The organism is Stenotrophomonas lacuserhaii (assembly GCF_039674585.1).
GTDB lineage: Bacteria > Pseudomonadota > Gammaproteobacteria > Xanthomonadales > Xanthomonadaceae > Stenotrophomonas > Stenotrophomonas pennii_A.
Map to the genome: position 1 here is coordinate 1 of NZ_JBDJNU010000056.1, position 22215 is coordinate 22215.

The 22215-nt window shown below is 68.8% G+C and carries 16 protein-coding genes; 12 read left to right on the top strand and 4 right to left on the bottom strand.

Annotation, left to right across the window (positions count from 1 at the left end; translation table 11 throughout):
* Positions 1–238 precede the first annotated feature (238 nt).
* From ABE522_RS16215 to tkt, 8 genes are all read left to right on the top strand, one after another.
* Complete coding sequence (locus ABE522_RS16215; RefSeq protein ID WP_346592580.1) at positions 239–1258, top strand: AAA family ATPase; 1020 nt, start codon at positions 239–241, stop codon at positions 1256–1258.
* Positions 1259–1263: 5 nt separating this feature from the next.
* A complete protein-coding gene (locus ABE522_RS16220; RefSeq protein ID WP_346592581.1) occupies positions 1264–2181 on the top strand; it encodes a DUF58 domain-containing protein in 918 nt (305 codons plus the stop codon).
* Positions 2178–2627: a DUF4381 domain-containing protein gene (locus ABE522_RS16225; protein WP_346592582.1), complete on the top strand. Its 450-nt coding sequence runs from the start codon at positions 2178–2180 to the stop codon at positions 2625–2627. Before ABE522_RS16220 ends, ABE522_RS16225 begins: the two co-directional genes overlap by 4 nt.
* Positions 2624–3625 (top strand): vWA domain-containing protein, encoded by a 1002-nt coding sequence (locus ABE522_RS16230; protein ID WP_346592583.1) that lies wholly within the window; start codon positions 2624–2626, stop codon positions 3623–3625. The genes ABE522_RS16225 and ABE522_RS16230 overlap by 4 nt, the downstream gene beginning before the upstream one ends.
* Positions 3622–5421, top strand: a complete 1800-nt coding sequence (locus ABE522_RS16235; protein WP_346592584.1) for a VWA domain-containing protein — start codon at positions 3622–3624, stop codon at positions 5419–5421. The genes ABE522_RS16230 and ABE522_RS16235 overlap by 4 nt, the downstream gene beginning before the upstream one ends.
* Positions 5418–7124 (top strand): BatD family protein, encoded by a 1707-nt coding sequence (locus ABE522_RS16240; protein WP_346592585.1) that lies wholly within the window; start codon positions 5418–5420, stop codon positions 7122–7124. The genes ABE522_RS16235 and ABE522_RS16240 overlap by 4 nt, the downstream gene beginning before the upstream one ends.
* Before the next feature lie 64 nt (positions 7125–7188).
* Positions 7189–8526: a dicarboxylate/amino acid:cation symporter gene (locus ABE522_RS16245; RefSeq protein WP_346592586.1), complete on the top strand. Its 1338-nt coding sequence runs from the start codon at positions 7189–7191 to the stop codon at positions 8524–8526.
* Between the two features lie 419 nt (positions 8527–8945).
* Positions 8946–10946: a transketolase gene (gene tkt, locus ABE522_RS16250; RefSeq protein ID WP_346592587.1), complete on the top strand. Its 2001-nt coding sequence runs from the start codon at positions 8946–8948 to the stop codon at positions 10944–10946.
* A gap of 547 nt (positions 10947–11493) precedes the next feature.
* Here the strand turns inward: tkt and ABE522_RS16255 are convergent.
* Positions 11494–13446 carry an acetyl-CoA hydrolase/transferase C-terminal domain-containing protein gene (locus tag ABE522_RS16255; protein WP_346592588.1) on the bottom strand — a complete coding sequence of 651 codons (1953 nt, stop codon included), beginning with the start codon at positions 13444–13446 and terminating at the stop codon, positions 11494–11496.
* A 305-nt stretch (positions 13447–13751) separates the two neighbouring features.
* Between ABE522_RS16255 and ABE522_RS16260 the strand changes: the two genes are divergently transcribed.
* Entirely contained in the window at positions 13752–14321 is a 570-nt protein-coding gene (locus ABE522_RS16260) for a hypothetical protein (RefSeq protein WP_346592589.1), read from the top strand.
* Positions 14322–14325: 4 nt separating this feature from the next.
* Here the strand turns inward: ABE522_RS16260 and ABE522_RS16265 are convergent, their stop codons facing one another.
* The 3 genes from ABE522_RS16265 to ABE522_RS16275 form a co-directional block, all read right to left on the bottom strand.
* A complete protein-coding gene (locus ABE522_RS16265; protein WP_346592590.1) occupies positions 14326–15126 on the bottom strand; it encodes an MBL fold metallo-hydrolase in 801 nt (266 codons plus the stop codon).
* 11 nt (positions 15127–15137) lie between these two features.
* Complete coding sequence (locus ABE522_RS16270) at positions 15138–15953, bottom strand: S1/P1 nuclease (RefSeq protein WP_346592591.1); 816 nt, start codon at positions 15951–15953, stop codon at positions 15138–15140.
* A 132-nt stretch (positions 15954–16085) separates the two neighbouring features.
* Complete coding sequence (locus ABE522_RS16275; RefSeq protein ID WP_346592592.1) at positions 16086–16712, bottom strand: OmpW/AlkL family protein; 627 nt, start codon at positions 16710–16712, stop codon at positions 16086–16088.
* Positions 16713–16904: 192 nt separating this feature from the next.
* On the opposite strand from ABE522_RS16275, the gene gap reads away from it, so the two are divergent.
* From gap to ABE522_RS16290, 3 genes are all read left to right on the top strand, one after another.
* A complete protein-coding gene (gene gap / locus ABE522_RS16280) occupies positions 16905–17909 on the top strand; it encodes a type I glyceraldehyde-3-phosphate dehydrogenase (protein WP_346592593.1) in 1005 nt (334 codons plus the stop codon).
* A gap of 161 nt (positions 17910–18070) precedes the next feature.
* Positions 18071–20761: a DUF2339 domain-containing protein gene (locus tag ABE522_RS16285; RefSeq protein WP_346592594.1), complete on the top strand. Its 2691-nt coding sequence runs from the start codon at positions 18071–18073 to the stop codon at positions 20759–20761.
* On the top strand, positions 20758–22125 hold the full coding sequence (locus tag ABE522_RS16290) for a DUF3999 domain-containing protein (protein ID WP_346592595.1): 1368 nt from the start codon (positions 20758–20760) through the stop codon (positions 22123–22125). Before ABE522_RS16285 ends, ABE522_RS16290 begins: the two co-directional genes overlap by 4 nt.
* Positions 22126–22215 lie beyond the last annotated feature (90 nt).

A 22215-nucleotide genomic window follows, 5' to 3' on the forward strand; every position in this document is an offset into this window, starting at 1 on the left:
CGGTGGGGCTGTGCGGGGGCGTTGAGCGCCATGGATGGCGCGAAACGAGGCCCGCATGGATGCGGCCTTTGCCGTCCCCCGCACAGCCGCATCGCCCGACCCACCCCCAGCTGCAACTGCGGAAACACCCGCGAGGGGTCTCACCGCTCGATCCACCATTCATCCAATCTTGATCACATTCATGACCGACCCCTGCGATGATGGGGAACCGGAATCCACCGGTGCTGGTCCAAGCACGATGAATCAGATCCCCGCCGTTCCCCCCACCCTCACCGCAGGCAGCAATACCTCGCGCCTGCATGCCGACTTCCAGGCCCTGCGCGCCGCGCTGTCCAATGAAATCGTCGGCCAGGCCGAGCTGGTCGAACGCCTGCTGATCGCGCTGCTGGCCGATGGCCACCTGCTGGTGGAAGGTGCGCCCGGGCTGGCCAAGACCACTGCCATCCGTGCGCTGGCCAGCCGGCTGGACGCTGAGTTTGCCCGCGTGCAGTTCACCCCCGACCTGCTGCCGGCCGACCTCACCGGCACCGAAATCTGGCGCCCACAGGAGGGCCGTTTCGAGTTCGTGCCGGGCCCGATCTTCCATCCCATCCTGCTGGCCGACGAGATCAACCGCGCCCCGGCCAAGGTGCAGTCCGCGCTGCTGGAAGCGATGGGCGAGCGCCAGGTCACCGTCGGCCGCCACACCTATGCGCTGCCGCCGCTGTTCCTGGTGATGGCCACGCAGAACCCGATCGAACAGGAAGGCACGTTCCCGCTGCCGGAAGCGCAGCTCGACCGTTTCCTGATGTATGTGCGCATCGGCTATCCCGACGAAGGCGCCGAGACCGAGATCCTGCGGTTGGCGCGCGAACGCGCGCGCGGTGCCCTGGATGCAGCCCCGGAACCGCCGCGGCGGATGCCGCTGGAAGATGTGCACCAGGCGCGCCGGGAAGTACTGGACCTGCACATGGCGCCGCCGCTGGAACGTTATCTGGTGGAGCTGGTGCTGGCCTCGCGCCAGCCGGCCCGCTACGACGCCGCGCTGGCGCGGCGCATCGCTTGGGGCGCCAGCCCGCGTGGTTCGATCGCGTTGGAGCGCTGCGCGCGGGCGCGTGCGTGGTTGGCCGGGCGTGACTTCGTCACCCCCGACGACGTGCGCGCGATCGCTGCCGACGTGCTGCGCCACCGCGTGCTGCCCAGCTACGAGGCGCTTGCCGAAGGCTGGGATGGCGAACGGCTGGTGCAGGAGCTGCTGGCCAAGGTGCCGGCCCCCTGACCACGATGGCCGTCGATTCCCCCGACCTGCTGCACGGTGATGGGCTGGTGCCCACCCTCGCCGAACTGGTAGCCCTGCGCGGCACGGCGATGCGCCCGCCGGCGCCGAAGCGTGGGCGCATCGGCCAGGCTGGCCAGGCGCCGTCTGCACTGCGCGGGCGTGGCATGGAGTACGCCGAATCACGCGAATATGTCGCCGGCGATGACGCGCGGCATATCGACTGGCGGGTGACCGCACGCAGTGGCCGCACCCATACCAAGCTGTTCCAGGCCGAGCGCGAGCGGGTCACGCTGATCGTCGCCGATACCGATCCGGCCCTGTACTTCGGCACGCGTACCCGCTTCAAATCGGTCCAGGCCGCACGCGTGGGCGCGGTGGCGGCGTGGTCGGCGCAGCGTCGCGGTGACCGCATCGCGGCGCTGCGCGGCAGCCTGCACGAAGCTCCGATTCCGCCAGCCGGCGGAACGCGTGGCGTGCTGCGCGTGCTCGATGCATTGAGCCGCTGGTATGCGGCGCCACAGGCTGAAGATGCCGGGCTGGAGCACGCGCTGCAGCAGGCCACGCGCGTGCTGCGGCCGGGCGCGCGCCTGCTGGTGCTGGCCGACCCACTGCGCGCTGCCGCAGTGCCGCCCGCGCGTTGGTCCGGGTTGGCGCTGCATCACCAGGTGGACGTGCTGCTGCTGGTCGATCCGCTGGAACTGCAGCCGCCCGCCGAAGCCCTCGATTTCCTTGCCGAACAGCGCCGCGTGCGGGTCGACCTGCGCAGTCCGCAGGTGCGTGCGCACTGGCAAGGCCACTTCGCTGCGCCGCTGCAACGGCTGCAGGACGACCTGGCCACGCGCCGGGTCGGCACCCATGTGATTGCCACCGATGCCCCGAGCGCCGGCTGGCTGGCCCCTGCAGTGCGCGAGGTGGTGGCATGAGCACGAACCTGCCCCTGCGCGATGTCCACCTGCCACCGGCGCCCAGCCTGTGGCCGCCTGCGCCGGGCTGGTGGCTGGTCGCCGCCGCGGTGCTGCTGCTGGTGGCCATTCCCGTGCTGCTGCGCGCACGTCGGCTACGCCGCGAACGGGCCTGGCAGCGGCAGTTCGATGCAGAGCTGCACGCTGCGGGAGAAGGTCCGCTGCGGCTTGCCGCGCTGGTGGAGCTGCTGCGGCGTGCCGCCCGCGAAAGCCGCGCCGGCAGCGAACTGCTGCAGGGTGAGGCGTGGTTGCAGCTGCTTGATCCCGCCTGTGCGCTTGCGCCGGCGCAACGCGACCTGCTGCTGCAGGGCGCTTACCAGCCGGCCATCGAGTCGGCGCAGCTGGCCACGCTCGAACGCTGGGCGCGCACGCGGTATGTCGCGCTGCTGCGGGAGCCTTCCCGATGACGCTTCCCGGCTGGCCGTGGCCGGACCTGCTGCTGGCGTGGCCGTGGGCGCTGCTTGCGCTGCCGCTGCCGTGGCTGATGCGATGGTGGCCTCGCCGCGTCGCCGCTCAGGGCGCCGCGCTGCGCGTGCCATGGTCGGCGCAGCAACTGCAGGATATCGCGGGGGGTAGCGGCAATGACCGTGCGCGCGTCCATCGTTTGCTGCTGTGGCTGGCATGGTGCTGCCTGTGCGTGGCGCTTGCGCGTCCGCAACTGCTCGGCGAGGCGGTGAGTCCGCCCACCCAGGCACGGCAGCTGATGCTGGCGATGGATGTCTCCGGCAGCATGGGCGAACCGGACATGGTGCTCGGCCGGCAGGTGGTGGAGCGGCTGGTCGCGGCCAAGGCGGTGCTGGCCGATTTCCTGGATCGCCGTGCCGGCGATCGGGTGGGACTGCTGGTGTTCGGTGACCGCGCCTATGCCTTGACGCCGATCACCGCCGACCTGGCCAGCGTGCGCGAACAACTGGGCGATGCGGTCGTCGGATTGGCCGGCCGCGAGACGGCCATCGGTGATGCGATCGCGCTGGCAGTGAAGCGCCTGCGTGACCAGCCCGAAGGCCAGCGCGTATTGATCCTGCTCACCGATGGCGTCAGCAATGCCGGCGTCCTCTCGCCGCTGCGCGCGGCCGATCTGGCGGCCACCGAGCAGGTGCGGGTGTATCCCGTCGCCTTCGGCGGCGATGGCGGCATGAAGCTGTTCGGGATGGACCTCGGCCAAGGCCAGGATCCGGTCGACGAGGCCACGCTGCGGCAGATCGCCGAGCGCACTGGCGGCCGCTTCTTCCGCGCGCGCGACACCGCCGAACTGGCCGGTATCTACGCCGAGCTGGATCGGCTGGAGCCGGTGACCGCCAAGGGCCCGGCCCTGCGGCCGCGTAACGAAGTCTATTTCTGGGCCCTCGGGCTGGCGATGTTGCTGGGCACCTTGGCGTGGCTGTGGCCGGGACGTCGCCCATGAACCTGGACCTGTTTGCTGCCGTGCACTGGGCTCGACCGCAGTTGCTGTGGGCGTTGTGCGTGCTGCCGTTGATCGCGCTGTGGGCGTGGCGCCGCGGACGCGATGCGGGGCGCTGGCAGCAGGCGGTGGATCCGCACCTGCTGCCGCACCTGCTGCAGGCCGACGGCAACCGCGCACGGCGCTGGCCGTGGGCGGTGCTGCTGGGCTGGATATTGGCCGTGCTGGCGCTGGCCGGCCCCGGCTGGAAGCAGCAGGCGCAGCCCCTGCTGCAACCGCAGTCACCGCTGGTGGTGGTGCTGGACCTGTCCACCCGCATCACCACCACCGACCTGCCGCCGTCTCGACTGCTGCAGGCGCGCGCCAAGCTGGCAAGCCTGCTGCAGCAACGCGAAGGCGGCCAACTGGCGCTGGTGGTGTATGCCGACGACGCCTATACCGTAGCGCCGCTCACTGATGACGTGGCCAACATCGGGCTGTACCTGGATGCGCTGTCTCCACAGGTGATGCCAGCCGATGGCCAGCGCACCGACCGCGCGCTGGACTGGGCCACCCGGCTGCTGCAACGCAGTGGCCAGCGCGCCGGCCAGGTGCTGCTGCTGACCGACAGCGCCGACGCGGCCGCCATCGAAGCCGCGCGCCAGGCACGCAGCCAGGGCGTGCAGGTGTCGGTGATCGGGCTGGGTACAACGACCGGCGCGGCCTACCGGGATACCCGCGGCCAGATTGCCAACGCCGCGCTGGACGAAGCCAGCCTGCGCCGCTTGGCAGATGCCGGTGGCGGGCGCTACCAGCGGCTGGCCAGCGACACGACTGACCTGCGTGCACTGGATCTGCTGCGCGCCGACCGTTCGGTGGGCGAAAGCGAGCGCGGTGCCGTGCGCCAGTGGCTGGACCAGGGGTATTGGCTGCTGCCGCCGCTGATGCTGCTTGCCTTGCTGGCCTTCCGGCGGCGCAGCGCGGTGTTGTCGGTGCTGCTCCTTGTCGGGGTTGTCGGGCTGCAGCCAGCGCCCGTGCTGGCGCAGGCCACAGCGTCCGCCGCGGCGCCGGCCGGTGCCCGTTCCAGCCTCTGGCTGCGGGACGACCAGCGCCGCCAGCAGCAACTGGAGAAGGGCGTGCAGGCGTACCATGCCGGCGATTTCAACACCGCCGCACGCACGTTTGAAAGCGTGCAGACGGCCGAAGGCTGGTACAACCTAGGCAATGCGCGTGCGCGCCAGGGCGACCTGGATGGCGCCGTGCAGGCCTACGACCATGCCTTGAGTCGGCGCCCGGGCATGCCCGATGCGGTGGCCAACCGGGCCGTGGTCGATGCCGCGCGCAAGCGCAAGCCGCCGCCTTCGCCGAAGGACGGAAAGTCCCCGCCATCGCAACCGGGAAAGAGCAAGCCGCCACCGCAAGGCCAGGGCCAAGCGCAACCGCCATCGTCCGGCCAGCCATCTTCCACCGGCAAGGGGTCCCCGAAGCCAGGCGATCCTGCCCAGCCACCGCCGCCTGCGGGCGCGCCATCCGGCAAGCCGGGACAGGGCGAGGCGCCGCAGCCGCCGCCTGTCGATCCGCAGGCGCAGGCGCGCGCCGACGCAGAACAGCGCCAGCGCATGCAGCAGGCGGTGCAGCAGGGTCAACAGGACAAACAGGGAAAGCAGCCCGCGCAGCGCAGTGATGGCCGCACGCCGCAGCAGCGTGAGCAACAGCAGGCGGTCGAAGCCTGGATGCGGCGCGTGCCGGACCGGCCGGGCGATCTGCTGCGCGCCAAGTTCCAGCTGGAAAACGAACGCAGGAAACAGGAAGGACCATGACACGCACCGCCTCCCCATCGGTTATCGCGCGCCTGCTGCCGTGGTTGCTTGCCGTGGTGCTCTGCGTGCCGCACGTGGCATCGGCGCAGACCCGTGCCTGGCTGGATCGCGCCCAGGTTTCCCTTGGCGACACGGTCACCCTGAACATCCAGTCCGATTCGGCCGCCTCGCCCGTGCTGACCCCGCTGGGGGCCGATTTCGAGCTCAGCAACCAGACCCGCAGCCGCCAGGTCGAGTGGACCAACGGGCGCATGCAGACGCGCACGCTGCATGGCGTGGCGCTGTCACCCCGGCGCAGCGGCACGCTGGTGGTGCCGCCGCTGCAGGTCGGCCAGGTGTTCACCGAGCCGCTGCAGCTGCAGGTCGCTGCGGCGGCACCGGCGCGCAACGATGGCAGCGCGCTGGCCTTCATCGAAACCGAAGTGGATGACAGCAGCCCTTACGTGCAGCAGAGTGTGGGCGTGGTGGTGCGGTTGTTCTACGCCGCGCAGCTGGCGTCGGGTTCACTGGTACTGGATACCCCCGAAGGCGCATCGCTGCAGGTGATCGGCCAGGACCGCACCGATGTGCGCGAGGTCAACGGACGACGCTACAACGTGGCCGAACGGCGCTATCTGTTGATCCCCGAACGCAGCGGGCCGCTGCGGCTGGCGGGGGCGCGCTTCGACGGGCGCACCGCGGGCAGTTTCTTCGACGATTTCTTCGGCGGCAACGGCGATGGCCGGCTGCGCGCGGCAGCGGCCGACCAGACCCTGCAGGTGCAGGCGCAGCCGGTCGACGCGCCGCAGCCGTGGCTGCCGCTGCACGACCTGCGCCTGCGTTACACGCTGGCCCCGGACCGGGCGCGCGCCGGTGAAGCGGCCACGCTGGAGATCGAAGGGATCGCGGTGGGGGCGACCCGGGCCCAGTTCACCGACCTGCCGGTGCCCGATGTCGGCAGCGATGCCCAGGTGTTCGCCGAGCCCGCGCAGTACGACGAAACCTTCAGCGGCGGCTCGCCGCAGCTGAAGATCACCCGGCGCTATTCCATCGTGCCGCGGGTTGCCGGCACCTTGAACGTGCCCGGCATCCAGATGCGCTGGTGGGACGTGAAGCGCGGGCAGGCGCGCAGCAGCGGCGTCCCCGCGCTGACCCTGGCGGTCGCGGCGGGGAGCGGCGGGGCAGCCCAGCCGACGCCGCCGGTACAGGCGCTGGATACCGATGCCGCGCTGCCCGGTGGCGAGGGTGCTGCTGCTTCGCCCCCCGCAGGCGCCAGCACGGGCCAACCGCTGGGCTGGATGGCGCTGGCCGCGGGATTGTTGTTGCTGTGGCTGCTGACCCTGTGGTGGGGCTGGCGGCGCGGACGCGCCCAGCCATTGCTGCCACGCGGTCAGGTACCGTCGGCGCAGGACGGCCTGCGCCCGGGTGCGCCACGCGTGGCCGAACTGCGCCGCGCGCTGGACGCGGAGAGCTTTGCGGATGTGGCGGCGCTGCTGTGTGCGATGGCCGGCGTGTCGCGTCTGGAACAGGTCATCGCCAGGCTGGGCGACGATCGCCAGCGCCAGGCGCTGCAGACCTTGCAGAAAGCGCGCTGGGCGGGCGAGGGCGAGCTTCCCGACGTGCGCCGGGAGCTGAAACGCGCGTTCCATGACGGACCGCACTGGTCGGCGCCGGTAACTTCGACGCAGACTGGACTGCCGCCGCTGTACCCGCCACCGCCGTGATCGGCACGGCGGAGCTGCGGGGCGCTTTGCTACAGTGACCCTCATTTCCCAGGATACCGAGCCGATGACAGCAGCCAGCCCCGCGAAGAAAAAGATGCCTCTGCACTGGAAGATGGGCATCGGCTTCGCCATCGGCCTGGTGCTGGGTCTGGTGGTGCATGCGCTGGGTGCGCAGACGCCGGCACTGATGGACGCGGCGAAGTGGCTGATGCACTACATCACCACGCCCGCCTCCGGCCTGTTCCTCAACCTGATCTTCATGCTGATCGTGCCGCTGATCTTCTCCGCGCTGGTGATGGGCGTGTCGGAGATGGGCGACATCCGCGCGCTTGGCCGGATCGGCTGGAAGACCCTGGCGTATACCATCGTGCTGTCCAGCATCGCGGTGGCGATCGGGCTGGTGCTGGTGAACGTGCTCAAGCCCGGCGTGGGCGTGGACCCGGCCATGGCCAACCAGATCCTGGCCGAGAACCTGGAGCGTTCAAAGGAAATCGTGGCCGGTGTCGGCAGCCAGCCCAAGGGCATGGACATGCTGTTGTCGATCGTGCCGAGCAACATCGTGGAGGCCGCTTCCAGCAATGGGGCGATCCTGTCGCTGATGTTCTTCGCGCTGATGTTCGGCATCGGCATGGTGCTGACCGACGATGACAAGGTCGCCCCGCTGCGGCGTGCCATCGAAGGCGTCTTCGAAGTCTCGATGACCCTGATCAACCTGGTCATCCGCCTGGCGCCGTATGCGGTGGCCTGCTTCATGTTCAACCTGGCCGCGCTGTTCGGCTTCGAACTGCTGATCCGGCTGGGCGCCTACGTCGGCGTGGTGGTGCTGGCGCTGGGCCTGCACATGGTGGTGACCTACGGTGTGGCGGTCTGGCTGTCGGGCCGTTCGCCGCTGGCATTCTTCCGCGATACCCAGGAAGCCACGGTGATGGCGTTCTCCACCGCCTCCAGCAACGCGACCCTTCCGACCGCGCTGCGCGTTGCCGATGAGATGGGCCTGCCGCAGAAGGTGTCGCGCTTCGTGCTGACGGTTGGAGCGACCGCCAACCAGAACGGCACCGCGCTGTTCGAGGGCGTGACGGTGATCTTCCTGGCGCAGTTCTTCGGCGTGGACCTGAGCATCGGCCAGCAGATCATGGTCATGGCGGTGTGCATCCTTGGCGGGATCGGCACGGCCGGCGTGCCGTCGGGCTCGCTGCCGGTGGTGGCGATGATCTGCGCGATGGTCGGGGTGAACCCGCTCGGCATCGGCCTGATCCTGGGCGTGAACCACTTCCTGGACATGTGCCGGACCGCGCTGAACGTCACCGGCGACCTGGCCCTGACCACCCTGGTGGCCAAGGGCGAAAAGGACGAGCCGGCCATGGCCGCGACCGCGACCGCCCCGACCGACCGCCTCGTCTGAATCGGTTCATCGGCGTTGCCGGGGCGTTGCTGCCCTGGTGCGCCGCTGCGCTCGCCGCCCCTCGGGGCATCGGCTGCTCTGGTAGCGCCGAGCCGTGCTCGGCGGGATGCGCCCTGCGCCGCTGCGCTCGCCGCCCCTCGGGGCATCGGCTGCTCTGGTAGCGCCGAGCCGTGCTCGGCGGGATGCCCCCTGCGCCGCTGCGCTCGCCGACCATGGGTCGGCGCTACCGGGCTATCGGCTGCTCTGGTAGCGCCGAGCCGTGCTCGGCGGGATGCCCCTGCGCCGCTGCGCTCGCCGACCGTGGGTCGGCGCTACCGTGGCCTGACCCGGCGGTTACCGCGTGAGTCCGCCCGGCGTGGCACGGCGTTACAATGATTCGCCCGCACGTCCGCGGCCGCCTCCCTGATTCCGATAGAACCATGACGCAGCCTACCCGCCGCCAGTTGGCCAACGCCATCCGCTTCCTTGCCGCCGATGCGGTCGAGACCGCCAAGTCCGGCCACCCCGGCATGCCCATGGGCATGGCCGACATCGCCGAAGTGCTCTGGAACGACTATCTCCGCCACAACCCGAACAACCCGAAGTGGTTCAACCGTGACCGTTTCGTGCTGTCCAACGGCCATGGCTCGATGCTGCAGTACGCCCTGCTGCACCTGAGCGGCTACGACCTGCCGATCGAACAGCTGAAGGCGTTCCGCCAGCTCGGCAGCAAGACCGCCGGCCATCCGGAACACCATGAAACCCCCGGCGTGGAGACCACCACTGGTCCGCTCGGGCAGGGCTTCGCCAATGCCGTCGGTTTCGCCCTGGCCGAAAAGCTGCTGGCCCAGCGCTTCAACCGCCCGGAGCTGGAGATCGTCGATCACCGCACCTACGTGTTCATGGGTGACGGCTGCCTGATGGAAGGCGTGTCGCATGAAGCCGCTTCGCTGGCCGGTACCTGGGGCCTGCACAAGCTGGTCTGCTTCTGGGACAACAACCACATCTCCATCGACGGCAACACCGAAGGCTGGTTCACCGACAACACCCCGGAACGTTTCGAGGCCTATGGCTGGAACGTGGTGCGTGACGTCGATGGCCATGATCCGGAAAGCATCAAGGCCGGCATCGACGCCGCGCTGGCGCAGTCCGACAAGCCGACCCTGATCTGCTGCCGCACCACCATCGGCTTCGGTTCCCCGGCCAAGGCCGGCAAGGAATCCAGCCATGGCGCGCCGCTGGGCAAGGACGAACTGGAAGCCACGCGCAAGGCGCTGGGTTGGGAATACGGCCCGTTCGAGATCCCGGAAGCCATCTATGGCGGCTGGCGTGCCGGCGGTACCGGCACCCTGCGCCAGGCCGAATGGGAGCAGCAGTTCGACAAGTACGCCGCCCAGTACCCGCAGCAGGCTGAGGAACTGACCCGTCGTTCGCACGGGGAGCTGCCGGAAGATTTCATCGCCAAGGCCGATGCCTACATCGCCCAGGTAGCGGCGGAAGGCCCGACCATCGCCTCGCGCAAGGCATCGCAGCTGGCCATTGAAGCCTACGCACCGCTGCTGCCGGAGCTGGTGGGTGGTTCGGCCGATCTGGCCCACTCCAACCTGACCCTGTGGAAGGCCAGCAAGTCGGTCGCCACCGATGACGCCAACGCCAATTACGTGTACTACGGCGTGCGCGAGTTCGGCATGACCGCCATTGCCAACGGCCTCGCCCTGCACGGCGGTTTCCTGCCGTTCGACGCCACCTTCCTGGTGTTCAGCGATTACGCCCGCAACGGCGTGCGCATGAGCGCGCTGATCCCGGCCCATGCCATCCACGTCTACACCCACGACTCGATCGGCCTGGGCGAAGACGGCCCGACCCACCAGCCGGTGGAGCACCTGGCGTCGCTGCGCTACATCCCGAACAACGATGTGTGGCGTCCCTGCGATGCGGTGGAATCGGCGGTCAGCTGGAAGGCCGCGATCACCCGCCAGGACGGTCCGAGCTGCCTGGTGTTCAGCCGCCAGAACCTGCCGCACCAGCCGCGTGATGCCGGCCAGATCGCGCAGATCGAGCAGGGCGGCTACGTGCTGGCCGATGCCGAAGGCGGTACCCCGGACGTGATCCTGATCGCCACCGGTTCGGAAGTGTCGCTGGCCACCGAAGCCAAGGCGCAGCTGGATGCCGCCGGCCTGAAGACCCGCGTGGTGTCCATGCCGTCCACCGACGTGTTCCTGCGCCAGGATGCGGCTTACCGCGAATCGGTGCTGCCGAACGCGGTGCGCAAGCGCGTGGCGATCGAAGCCGGTGTCACCGGTTTCTGGCGCCAGTTCGTCGGCCTGGATGGCGCGGTGGTGGGTATCGATACGTTCGGCGCGTCGGCGCCGGCGGATGCGCTGTACAAGCACTTCGGCATCACCACGAAGCACGTGGTCGAAGCCGCCAAGGCGCTGTAAACCGCACGAACTGAAAACGCCCCGCAAGGGGCGTTTTTTTTTTGCGCCATCGGAACCGTCGAAAAACACGGCACGCTGGCTGGTAGTGACGGCCGCTGCCCGTCAGCTCTCGCCCTGGCCTTGGTGGGTGACGGCCTGCTTGCTCCGGTGGGTGACGACCGTTGGTCGTCACGCGGTTGCGCCGTTACCGCTGCGCTCGCCGAGCATGGCTCGGCGCTACCGGCGCTACCGGCGCTCCCGGTGCGTCGAAAAACGCGGCACGCCCGCTCGGCTCCTGCCTGACCTTGTTGGGTGACGGCCTGCTTTGCTTCGGTGGGTGACGACCGTTGGTCGTCACGCGGTTGCTCCGTTACCGCTGCGCTCGCCGAGCATGGCTCGGCGCTACCAGGCGCTACCGGTGCGTCGAAGATCACGGCACGCCCGCTCGGCTCCTGCCTGACCTTGTTCGGTGACGGCCTGCTTTGCTTCGGTGGGTGACGACCGTTGGTCGTCACGCGGTTGCTCCGTTACCGCTGCGCTCGCCGAGCACGGCTCGGCGCTACCGGGGTTACCGGGCCGTACGGGCCACTGCCAATCGCAACAGACGCGCATTCACCCGTTCGCCGAAATCCGCCGGCGCTTCAAGCCCCATCCGCTGCAGGTACACCGCATCGCCATCGCCGGCGCGTTGCTTCAACGCCGCCCACACCGTGCGCAGCTTCGCACTGCGTGTCTGCGTGTTGGATTTCAGCCAGCCCAGCGCCTTCACCAGCACCTGCTCCACCTCGGTGAAGTCACTGCCCAGCGGATAATCGGGCAGGGTGCCGTCGCTGCGGAACGCAGCCAGTGCCGCGGACAACGCCTGCGGCGTATTGCGCTGCGCGCGCGGATCGACCTGCGCCGCCGTCGCCAGCTTGCGCGCGGCCTTCGCCTGCTGCAGCAATGCGTCCTGGAACGGCAGTTCGGTGATGGCGGCCATCGCCTGCACGCAGTCGGCGTCGGTCAGTCCGCGCAGATCGGCGATGCCATATTCGTTGAGGTACACATCGCGCAGGTGGCGCGGAATGGTGGTGTGCCCATAGTTCCAGCGCACGTTGCTTTCGCGCGTGCCCGCATCTTCGCGCGCGGCACGGAACATCAGCACGCTGCGCGCTTCGGGCAGCGCATGCGCCATCGCCACGAAGTTGTACTGGCCGCCCACGCCGGAGACCACGCGCCCGTCTTCCAGCGCATCGGAGATCGCAGCGCCGAGTGCGGTGGCCATCATGCAGGAATTGAAGAAGCGTGCATGGCGGCGCTGCAGCCGCTCCAGTTCTTCGTTGCCGCCGTACAGCTGGTTGATCTCGCTGATCCGGCGCATGCCGATCGCACGGCATTCGTCGTCGGGCAGGGTGCGCAGCCACTCGTAGAACTCGGGCGAGCCGAGGTAGAACGCACCGTGCAGGTACTCGCCTTCGGCGGCCAGCGTGGCGTGGTCGGCGGTGTAGGCGCTGCCGTTGTCCAGCCGCTTCATCAGCACCAGGTCATCGTGCACCTTGCGCTTGATCACCCCGCACTGCACCAGCTTGCGGAAGCCTTCGTTGAGCATTTCGCTGCAGCCGTACAGCCCCTCTTCGAACGGCCCCAAACCACCGATTTCAGCCACCAGTGGATGCGCCGCCAGCTGTGGATCCAGTGCATGCAGCACGCGCCGGTACAGCGCGTTGTCGGTATGGCGCAGCACCAGCGCGTGGCTGAGCGCATCGGCCAGCGCCCCGATGCCGATCTGCAGGGTGCCGCCGTCACGCACCAGCGTGCTGGCATACAGGCCGATGGCATGGTCGGCATCGCTGACCGGTTGCCGCGGCAGGCCGAACAGCGCCGGATAAGGACCGGGTGGAGTGATCACCAGGTCGAAGAAGGTTTCTTCCACGGCGGCGCTGCCACCCAGCCAGGGCAGCTGCGGATCCACTTCGGCGATCAGCAGCGGGCGCGGCAGCCCGCGTGCGGCCATCGCATCCAGGGTGTCCTGGGTAATGTCGTTGTTGCACGAAAGCGACAGCTGGCTGCTGCCCTCGCGTCGGGCGACCTTCTGCACGATGGCGTGCGGCGCGCGCTGCGCAACGGCATCGGCGGCGTGGGTGTAGTTCAGGCTGGTATAGCTGGCCTGTGCCTGCCGCGAACGCAGCAACGCGCCGGACTGCATGTAGAACTCTTCCACCTGGATGTGGTCCGGCAGGGTGTCGGTCGCCATCGCATCGGCATAGGCCAGTCGCACCGCGTCCTTGCCGAAATGGCGCGCGGCGAACGGCCCCATGAAACGCGCTTCCAACCCATCGCCACGGGCAACCGGCGGATTCAGCGACAACGCGGTGTAGATCTGCAACGGCCGCGCCGGGTCCTTTTCCACCCGGCCGTACAGCGCGTTCAGCAGCCGATGCGGCTTGCCCAGCGCCAGTGGCGCACCGATGCGGATGGACCCTTCCACGCGTGCCAGCAGCCAATCGACGGCACCATCGAGATCGGTCAGGTGGTCGGTCATGCGCGCGCTCCTTGGTCTTGATGGGGGCATTACAGCATGTCGGGCTTGAACGTCATAAGAAGGTGGAAGAAGAGCCGTCTCTCGCACCTGAAGAGCCGACGGACTTCGACGGTTACACGCCAGGAGAACGGGAAGGGCTTTGCGCCGGATGGTGGAATCAACGGCAGACGCAGCCCGTGCGGATTTGATGAAGCCGAGCTGGGTGGTGTTATTTTTACGCTACGCCTCTCAACGAGCGATTCCCGATGCTGGATGCTGTGACAACTTTGCTGCGCGACCTTCCCGCCGGGCGACAACGGGCTGCCATGAGGCGGCTGTGGGTGCTGGTGGCCGGCACCTTGTCGCTGGCCGGCTGCGCCAGCCACGAGCGCCTGGCCGCGCAGGACACCCGCGCGGAGAACGTGGATCACCAGCGACTGCAGGTGCGCACCGACGGCGGCGCGGGCGCCGTGGAAGCGTATGCGCTGCGGCCAACGGAGGGCTACCGCATGCCCCAGCTGCATACTGCCCCGCCGCCGGTGCTGGGCAGCGCGGATCCCCGCCAGGAACTGCCGCCGACCCGGGTGTGCCTGCAAGTGGTGGTGGATGCGGAAGGCAGGGTAGAGCGCAGCCTGCCGCTGGCGGATCGGCCTGAGTGCGAAGCGGGGACCGCTGCGATCAACCTGCCGCTGCTGCAGGCAGCGCAGCAGGCGGTGGCGATGTGGCGGTTCTCGCCCGCCGCGCTCTGCCATTTTCCTGCGGGAAGCGCACCGCGCGATGCCACCGACTGTGACGGCGCCGAGCGGATCGAACCGGTGCCGGTCAGCCTGCTCTACGCCTTTACCTTCGAAATAGTGAAGGGCCGGCACTACGTCCGCAGCGAAACCGGCGGCTGAGCGCTCAGCCGCCTCCGAGCAGGTTGGCTTTTACCGCGGGCTGCATCAGGCGCGGTTCGGCCAGGGTGGCATCGCGGGCCTGGCGCATGGTCACGAAGTCGGCTTCGGTCACGCCGTCGCGGACGTGGATGTTGTGCGCGCGCTGTTCGCTGATGGTGGTCTGGTTGGCGACGTCGCGGCCACCGGCGCCGTAGTCGTGGCACACGAAGACGCGCGTCTGCCCTGGCAGCGAAAGCAGGCGCTGGATCGAGCGGTACAACTGCGCCGCATCGCCGCCGGGGAAGTCGCAGCGCGCGGTGCCGCTGTCGGGCATGAACAGCGAATCGCCCGGGAACAGCGCGTCGTCGATCAGGTAGGCGATGCTGTCGCTGGTGTGGCCGGGCACGGCGATCACGCGTGCGTCCAACGTGCCCAGCGCGAAGCGTTCACCGTCGGCGAACAGATGGTCGAAGGCTTCCGGCGTTGCCGACAGGTCCAGCGAAAGACGCGGCGCGAACGCGGCCTGCACCGCGCGGATGCCTTCGCCGATGGCCAGCGCGGCCTGGGGAAAGCGTGCCTTCAACATGCGTCCGGCCGACACATGGTCGGCATGGGCATGGGTTTCCAGCAGCCAGCGCACGTCCAGTGCGTTGTCGCGCACATGGTCCAGCAGCGGCTGCAGCGCCGCATCGGACAGCGTGCCTGAAGCGGCGTCGTAGTCGAGCGCGGCGTCGATCAGCGCCGCGTGGCGGGTGGCCGGGTCGTGCACCACGTAGCTGAAGGTATGGCTGTCGGGGTGGAAGAACGACTGGACGTGGGCAGGCATGCGGCAATTCCTCAGCGGTGGCCGAGGGCGCTGTTGAGTACCTGCGCCAGGCGTTCGCCGGCGATGCGCAGCTCACCCTCGGCCACGGGGCGATAGCGTTCGGTGTAGTCGTTGTCGAGCTTACGCGAGGCCGGGTAAACGCCATGTTCAACCGCCACCCGGCAGCTGGCTTCGGCCCACGCCGGCGCATCCCGGCGCAGCTCCACGCGGCGCGCCAGCGATGGTCGCGGCAACGACTGCAGCACCTTCAGGTAGCCATCGTCATCCAGCTTGCGCGTGTTGAGCAGGCCGCTGTCCCACAACGAGTGCAGGTTGGTGCCGCGCCCGTTGAACTGCAGCTGGAAATCGTTGCCGCCCTTGTCGTGGCCGTAGCCGGCGTGCATCGGCTGGTGGATGTCACCGACCAGGTGCACCACGAACTTCAGCGCCTGCGTGCGATCGGCTTCGCTGCGGTTGCGGTCGGACAGGATCAGTGTCTGCTGCTTCAGCGCTTCGACCACGCAGTTGCCGTCCGGACAGTGCTTCGGTGCATCGTAGACGCAGCCGTCTTCGGCCATGTTGATGTAATGCCATTTCGCCGAACGACGGCCCAGGTCACGATCGGTCGCGCGCAGCTGGTCGGCCCACGGCGCGATGCCGGACAGCGTGGCGGCGGCCTCGCTGGCCAGCAGGCGATCCACTTCGGCGCGCGCCGCCGGGGTAAGGCGGGTTTCCGCAACACGGCCAACCAGCCGGTGGCCCTGGGCACCCCAGGCCAGGGCATCGGTGGAAACGAGGGTGAGCGTTGCCACCAGGGCAGCTGCCGGGATCAGGGAGGAGAATTTCATCCTGCGCATTCTAGCGGGCGCACCGTGCCTCGGCTTGCCCGCATCTGGCAGGGTACGGCCGCGAACGGCCGCTCTAGTGGGTCGTTGGTGGGTGACGACCGTGGGTCGTCACGCTGTCGGCCAAACGACGGATCAGAACTTGACCACGTAAGACACGCCGTAGGCCAGTGGATCGATCTCCACGGTGCCCAGCTTCTGCCCATCCAGCTTGACCTTGCTGTCGATGTCCATCCAGCGCAGGTCCACGCGCACCGCGGCTTTTTCGCTGATCGCGAAGTCCAGGCCGGCATGCGCCGCCAGTCCCCAGGAGTCGTCCATCTTCAGCTTGCTGCCAGCCAGCGCACCGCCGGTTTCTTCGCTGAAGAACGTGGTGTAGTTGATGCCTGCGCCCAGGAACGGGGACACCTTGCCCTGGCTGTTGAAGTGGTACTGCAGGGTCACGACCGGCGGCAGGTGCTTGGTGCTGCCGACCCGGCCGAGGCCAGCGATGTTGATGTCATGCTTGAACGGCAGTGCGGCCAGCACCTCGATGCCCAGGTTGTCGGCGATGAAGTACTCACCGGTGATGGTCGGCTTGATGTCGCTGTCCACGTCCACCTTCAGCGTGCCGCCGGCCAGCGCGCCGTTGTTGGATTTCGGCGCCACCTGGTGCACGCCGGCGGAGAGGGTCCAGTCGCCCTTGGACTGGGCCATGGCCGGGGCGGCGGCGAGGGACAGGGCGGCGGCCAGGCCGGCCAGCAGGGGAGCGGTGATGCGCATGGTGCGGGTCTCATTGCGGGGGTGATGGGGCCAGTCTCGGCCGGGCCCGCCTGCAACGCCTTGATCCGGATCAAATCGACCTCGGCTGACCGGCCCCGGGCCGGCCTGGCCGCCGGTGGTCAGGGCGGTTTGCTAGACTATTGGGCCTTATCCATCCCGCCGCGTCGCGCGCGGCCGCAGGAGCTCATCAACATGGCAATCAAGGTTGGTATCAACGGTTTCGGTCGCATCGGTCGCAACGTCCTGCGTTCGGCGGTGCTGAACTTCGGCGACGATATCGAAATCGTGGCCATCAACGATCTGCTGGAGCCGGATTACCTGGCCTACATGCTGAAGTACGATTCGGTGCACGGCCGCTTCAAGGCCGACGTGGCCGTGGAAGGTGGCAGCCTGCTGGTCAACGGCAGGAAGATCCGCCTGAGCCAGGAACGCGACCCGGCCAACCTGAAGTGGGACGAAGTGGGCGTGGACGTGGTGATCGAATCCACCGGCCTGTTCCTGACCAAGGAAACCGCACAGAAGCACATCGACGCAGGTGCCAAAAAGGTGATCCTGTCGGCGCCGTCGAAGGACGACACGCCGATGTTCGTGTTCGGCGTGAACGACAAGACCTACGCCGGCCAGGCGATCGTCTCCAACGCCTCGTGCACCACCAACTGCCTGGCCCCGCTGGCCAAGGTGATCAATGACAAGTGGGGCATCAAGCGTGGCCTGATGACCACCGTGCACGCCGCCACCGCGACCCAGAAGACCGTCGATGGCCCGTCCAACAAGGACTGGCGCGGCGGCCGTGGCATCCTGGAAAACATCATTCCGTCGTCCACCGGTGCGGCCAAGGCCGTCGGCGTGGTGATCCCGGAATTGAACAAGAAGCTGACCGGCATGAGCTTCCGCGTGCCGACCTCGGACGTGTCGGTGGTCGACCTGACCGTCGAGCTGGAAAAGGAAGCCACCTATGCCGAGATCTGCGCCGAAGTGAAGGCGCAGAGCGAAGGCGCGCTTAAGGGCATCCTCGGCTACACCGAAGACAAGGTCGTGGCCACCGATTTCCGCGGCGAGACCCACACCTCGGTGTTCGATGCCGAAGCCGGCATCGCCCTGGACAGCACCTTCGTCAAGCTGGTGTCGTGGTATGACAACGAATGGGGCTACTCCAACAAGTGCCTGGAAATGGTGCGCGTCGTCGCGGCAAAGTAATTCCGCATCGCGCGTGATCCTGCGAACCCCGGCCCCGGCCGGGGTTCGTCGTTTCGCGGGTTGCCCGCTTGGCGGTCGATTCCTGCGGTTGCCTGACTTGCCGTAGCATGGCACGGTCCAACGGCGCCATCGGGGCGCGGGCAGCACCAGGAAGCGACTGAATGGAAGCGTTGATTGCACTGCTGGTACTGGTGGCGCTGGCCATCCCGTTGTTGTTGGTGATCGCGCTGGTGATGATTTCCGGACTGCGCCGCCGCGTGGGCGCGCTGGAGCAGGCCCTGCTGGCACGCGATGAGCGCGTGGCAGAACACGCCACTGCGACCAGCGGAAGCGCGCCGGTGGTCGATGACGCATGGGATCCCGTTCCCGCCATTGTCCCCTGGCCACTGCATGCCCCGCACGCGGAGGCGATCGAGCGCGAAGAGGCGCCGGAGGTCTTCGCCAACGTGTCTGCCGCGGCGCCGCCACCGCTGCCGCGTGAACGCCACGACACCCCGGAACCGCAGCCTGCGCCGGCCCATCAGGCACCGCGGCCGCCGTCCGGCCCGAACCCGGTCGAACGCCTGCTGGCAGGCGCCAAGCGCTGGTTCACCGAAGGCAACGTGCCGGTGAAGATCGGCATGCTGGTACTGCTGGCCGGCGTGGCCGCATTGCTGAAGTACGTCAGCGACCAGGGCCTGCTGGACGTGCCGATCGAGCTGCGCCTGGCCGGCATCACCGTCGGTGCGCTGGGCCTGCTGGTATTCGGCTGGAAGCAGCGCGACCAGCGCCGCCTGTTCGCGCTGGCGCTGCAGGGCGGTGCCATCGGTGTGCTGCTGCTGACTACCTTCGCGGCCTTCAAGATCTATGGGCTGGTCGATCCTGCGCCGGCGTTCATCGCCAGCATCCTGCTGGTCGCCGGCCTGTGCGTGCTGGCCGTGGTGCAGGAATCACGCACGTTGGCGGTGCTGGGCATCCTGGCCGGCTTCATGGCGCCGCTGTGGCTGTCCACCGGCAGTGGCAACCACGTTGGGCTTTTCAGCTACTACGCGGTGCTCAACGCCGGCATCTTCGCCATTGCCTGGTTCCGTCCGTGGCGCGCGCTGAACCTGCTGGGTTTCGTGTTCACCTTCGGCATCGGAACGGCCTGGGGCGTGCTGCAGTACCGTCCGGAGGACCTGCCCACCACGCAGCCGTTCCTGGCCCTGTTCTTCGCCTTCTACCTGCTGATCCCGCTGCTGTACGCACGGCGCCAGCCGGCGGAAAAGCGCGACCTGGTCGATGGCAGCCTGGTATTCGGCACGCCGCTGGTGGCGTTCTCGTTGCAGGCCGCGCTGCTGCATGGGCAGCCGATGCTGCTGGCCGGCATCGCAGTGGGCGTGGCAGCGGTGTATGCAGTCCTCGCCCGCGCGCTGATCACGCGTCCGTCGTACCGCGTGCTGGCCCAGTCGCACGCGGTGCTGGCGGTGGGCTTCGCCACGCTGGCGGTGCCGCTGGCGCTGTCGGCACGGGTCACCGGCGCGGTGTTCGCGCTGGAAGGCGCCGGCCTTGTCTGGCTGGGCCTGCGCCAGCAGCGCCGGCTGCCGCAGATCAGTGGCGCGCTGCTGCAGATCGCCGCGGCGTTCGCCTTCGTCGCCGGTGCCGACCACTGGGACGGCGATGCGCGGATGTTCCTCAACCCCACCGCGATCGGCGCGCTGCTGCTGGCGCTGGCCGGCTTCGCTTCGGCGTGGAGCTGCCGCCAGCATGGCCGCGACAACATCGCGCTGGTGTATTACCTGTGGGGCCTGGTGTGGTGGCTGCTGGGGCTGGTGGCCGAGTGCTTCCGCTTCGTCCCCGACCGTCACCAGCCGGATACGCTGCTGATCATTGCCGCAGTGACCGGATGGCTGGCGGCCGAAGCGTATCGTCGCCAACCCGCACGCGTGCTGGGGCTGACCACGCTGGCGATGCTCGCTGCGGCCTTCCCGTTGCTGATCGCCCAGGTCGGCACGCACGAGCAGCCGTTGGCCGGCTATGGCGGCCTGGCGTGGGCGCTGATGGCCGTGCTCGGTACGCGTTCGCTGCATGCGCTGCGCCAGGGTGCGGGCCGCGTGGCCATCGTCGCGCAGTTCCTGTGGTGGCTGCTGTGGCCCTGTGTGCTGTCGCTTGCCCTGCAGCAGGTGGCCAGCCGCTTCGGCATGGCCGGCGGGTGGCAGGTGGTGGTGGTGCTGTTGCCGTGGATCGCGCTGGTGGTGGCGACCCTGCATCGTTGGCGCTGGATCAGCCAGCCGCTGGGCGCGGCCTTCGATCCGGCGCGGCCGGTGCTGCAGAGCGTGCTGTTCGGCCTGCTCGGCTGTGTCTGGCTGTACCTGCACAGCACGCCGGGCCGCTCCGATCCGCTGCCGTGGCTGCCGCTGGTCAACCCGGCCGAACTGGTCCAGTGGGCGATCCTGCTGCTGGCCGCGCGCTGGCTGTACATCGGCCAGGCGCCTGCCGAGCTGCAGCGGATCCGCGTGCCGCTGCTGTCGATCGCTGCTTTCATCGCGGTGACCAGCCTGACCCTGCACGCGGTGCATCACTGGGGCGGGGTGCGCTGGAACGAGGCGCTGCTGGGCTCCAGCCTGGCCCAGACCAGCCTTACCGTGGTCTGGAGCGTGCTCGGCGTGGTGGCCTGGGTATGGGGCTCGCGGCGCGGCCAGCGCGTGTTGTGGACGGTCGGTGCGGTGCTGATGGCGGTGGTACTGGCCAAGCTGATCCTGGTCGACCGCCAGCATCTGGGCAACCTGCTCGGGATCGCCTCGTTCATCGCCTACGGGCTGTTGTGTACCGTGGTGGGATACTTCGCGCCGGCGCCGCCGCGCCAGCCGCAGACCCTGGAGAACCCAGCATGAAAACGTGGATGGGGCTGTTGCTGGCCCTGCTTGTGGCACCCGCTGCCGCGCATGCGCAGGAACACCGGCAGCAGTACGTCGAGCAGTGGCCGCTGAGTCTTTCCAGCGCGCAGTCCGGTGCCTACCGGATCACCCTGGAGCCGCAGATCTACCGCCGTGCGTGGTCACCGCGACTGGCCGACGTGCAGGTCTACAACGCGGCCGGACAGGCGCTGCCTTCGGCCCTGCTGGCGCCGGACCAGCCGCTGGCGCAACCGCCGGTGCAGCGTGAGCTGCCGTGGTTCGTCCTGCCGCCGCTGGATGCGCGCAGTCGCAACGACCTGCAGCTGCTGACCGAGCGCGACAGCGACGGTCGCGTGCGGCGGGTCGAAGCGCGCCTGGGGGCATCAGGAGGAACAGCGCAGTCCGCAGGGTGGCTGATCGACGCCAGCGTGCTGGGACAGCAGCCGCTGGCCGCCGTGGTGCTGGATTGGGAAACGCCCGGTCAACCGCTGCAGGCGACCGTGCAGGTCGATGCCAGCGATGACCTGCGCAGCTGGCAACAGATCGACGCGCAGCTGCCGTTGGTGGACCTGCAGCGCGCCGGCAAGCGCCTGCTGCAGCGCCGGATCGACGTGGACCGCAGCGTGCGTTATCTGCGCGTGCTGCCCAACCAGGGCCAGACCCTGCCGGTGCTGCGTGGCGTGCTGGCGGAGCTGCCCCCGGCCGCGGCGACGATCCCCTGGGAATGGGTAGCCCTGCAGCCGGTGACGCAGGGCGGCGGCAGCTTCGAATTCACTCTGGATGGCCGCTACCCGGTGAGTCGCCTGGATGTGTCCACCCGTGAAAACAGCCTGGTGCAGTGGACGGCCTTCAGTCGCGATGATCCGGCGGCCGACTGGCAGCGCCGTACCGCGCCGTGGGTGGCGTATCAGCTGCAGGCCGGGACCGGCAGCCGCCAGCAGTCCGCGCCGCAATCGTTGTCCGGGATGACCCGCGATCGTTATTGGAAACTGGTGGCCGACCCGGCCACGACCCCCGCCGTGCCTGTCCTGCGCGCCGGCTACCAACCGGAAGTGGTGGTGTTCCTGAGCCAGGGCGCGGCGCCGTACGCGCTCGCGGTGGGCAGCGCGACGGCGGTGCGCCAGGAGGCGCCGGTGGGCGTGCTGATCGAGGATCTGCGGCAGCGCAATGGACCGGCGTGGCAGCCGACGCTGGCACGCTTCGAAGGCCCGGCAGAGCCGCTTGCCGGCGATGCCGCCCTGCAGGCGCCGCGTGACTGGAAGCGCTGGCTGCTGTGGGCGCTGCTGGTGCTGGGCGTGCTGGTGGTGGGCTGGCTGGCGCTGAGCGTACTGCGGCAGACCCCGGCCGCAGACAAGGAATGACGGCCCGATAATGACGGCCCGGTAGTGACGGCCGCGGGCCGGGCGGCCCCGGGTTTCGGGCCCCGGCCCGCCCAACCCAAGGGGTGTGCC

Bases quoted from the DNA above. Each gene is read 5' to 3' on its own strand.
- ABE522_RS16215 (WP_346592580.1), top strand. From the start codon at position 239: ATGAATCAGATCCCCGCCGTTCCCCCCACCCTCACCGCAGGCAGCAAT.
- ABE522_RS16220 (WP_346592581.1), top strand. From the start codon at position 1,264: ATGGCCGTCGATTCCCCCGACCTGCTGCACGGTGATGGGCTGGTGCCC.
- ABE522_RS16225 (WP_346592582.1), top strand. From the start codon at position 2,178: ATGAGCACGAACCTGCCCCTGCGCGATGTCCACCTGCCACCGGCGCCC.
- ABE522_RS16230 (WP_346592583.1), top strand. From the start codon at position 2,624: ATGACGCTTCCCGGCTGGCCGTGGCCGGACCTGCTGCTGGCGTGGCCG.
- ABE522_RS16235 (WP_346592584.1), top strand. From the start codon at position 3,622: ATGAACCTGGACCTGTTTGCTGCCGTGCACTGGGCTCGACCGCAGTTG.
- ABE522_RS16240 (WP_346592585.1), top strand. From the start codon at position 5,418: ATGACACGCACCGCCTCCCCATCGGTTATCGCGCGCCTGCTGCCGTGG.
- ABE522_RS16245 (WP_346592586.1), top strand. From the start codon at position 7,189: ATGACAGCAGCCAGCCCCGCGAAGAAAAAGATGCCTCTGCACTGGAAG.
- tkt (WP_346592587.1), top strand. From the start codon at position 8,946: ATGACGCAGCCTACCCGCCGCCAGTTGGCCAACGCCATCCGCTTCCTT.
- ABE522_RS16255 (WP_346592588.1), bottom strand. From the start codon at position 13,446: ATGACCGACCACCTGACCGATCTCGATGGTGCCGTCGATTGGCTGCTG.
- ABE522_RS16260 (WP_346592589.1), top strand. From the start codon at position 13,752: ATGAGGCGGCTGTGGGTGCTGGTGGCCGGCACCTTGTCGCTGGCCGGC.
- ABE522_RS16265 (WP_346592590.1), bottom strand. From the start codon at position 15,126: ATGCCTGCCCACGTCCAGTCGTTCTTCCACCCCGACAGCCATACCTTC.
- ABE522_RS16270 (WP_346592591.1), bottom strand. From the start codon at position 15,953: ATGAAATTCTCCTCCCTGATCCCGGCAGCTGCCCTGGTGGCAACGCTC.
- ABE522_RS16275 (WP_346592592.1), bottom strand. From the start codon at position 16,712: ATGCGCATCACCGCTCCCCTGCTGGCCGGCCTGGCCGCCGCCCTGTCC.
- gap (WP_346592593.1), top strand. From the start codon at position 16,905: ATGGCAATCAAGGTTGGTATCAACGGTTTCGGTCGCATCGGTCGCAAC.
- ABE522_RS16285 (WP_346592594.1), top strand. From the start codon at position 18,071: ATGGAAGCGTTGATTGCACTGCTGGTACTGGTGGCGCTGGCCATCCCG.
- ABE522_RS16290 (WP_346592595.1), top strand. From the start codon at position 20,758: ATGAAAACGTGGATGGGGCTGTTGCTGGCCCTGCTTGTGGCACCCGCT.